Below are 862 nucleotides of genomic sequence, written 5' to 3'. Positions count from 1 at the left end.
CGATGAATGAAGTTATCGAGCGCAAACCAACCGAAGGGCTCATTGCCGTCGCGCAAGATTAACATCGCGTTCCATCCCTGCCCGACCACTTTGCCCGCCGTGTATATTGGCGCATCTTCGATGATCACTAAATTACTCTCAAGGCTCGACAGCGCAGCGATGTATTCCTCACTCAGTTGATGTAGGTCGTATTGCGTGTGGAATTCATCGATCGTAACGCCAGACTCATCTGTGCCGTATGTACCGCTGAAACTGCGCTTTTTCATGTCCAGTAGCATCAGTGTGGTGCGGTCAAAGCCCAATCGTTCACGCAGGGCTTCGACGGCTTTGTAATACAAATCTTTTAAGGAATCAGGGTTGGAGATCTCGAGTGCGACTTGCTGAACTAACTTCATGTTTTCGATAAAGCGTTCGCGCTGGCTAATTTCATCGACGTATTGAGCTTCACGGATGTCTCGATGTCGCATCTCTTGTGATGCATTTTTCTCGGCTCGAATGCATTGCCAACGCGCAGCCGCGAGCTGCATTGCGTCGTAGCTTTCTTCGTAAATATTGTGTGCGGTGCGAGCTTGGACAGATTGGATAAGTAAATAGGTGCGTTTTATTGGCGTGTTGTCGAGCATCATTATGTAGCTGTCGCCACCTAAATCTTGGGTGTGATTCCAGTTACAAGTGTTAATCGCCAGAGGAATAATGCTTTCGGATGTATCAAATTGGCAGGCCCAATCCCAGAAAATCTCAGGGTACTTTTGAATAGGGTAAAGCTCTCCGCGAGAAAAACTCACAGAACAACGAGGATTGGTTAAAGGGTCTTCAAAAATGGCGATCGCGTGAGGGGAAAAGAGGTTCTCTAATTGATCGA

At 47.7% G+C, this 862-nt stretch carries 1 pseudogene; it reads right to left on the bottom strand.

Features of this window, described 5'->3' with window-relative positions:
* A pseudogene (locus R7190_RS26390) lies at nucleotides 1–862 on the bottom strand (GGDEF domain-containing protein); the annotation flags it as partial.

This window comes from Vibrio sp. 1078-1 (assembly GCF_033340475.1).
Note: the sequence above shows the minus strand (reverse complement) of the source record. Positions and strands in the feature narration are given on the sequence as shown.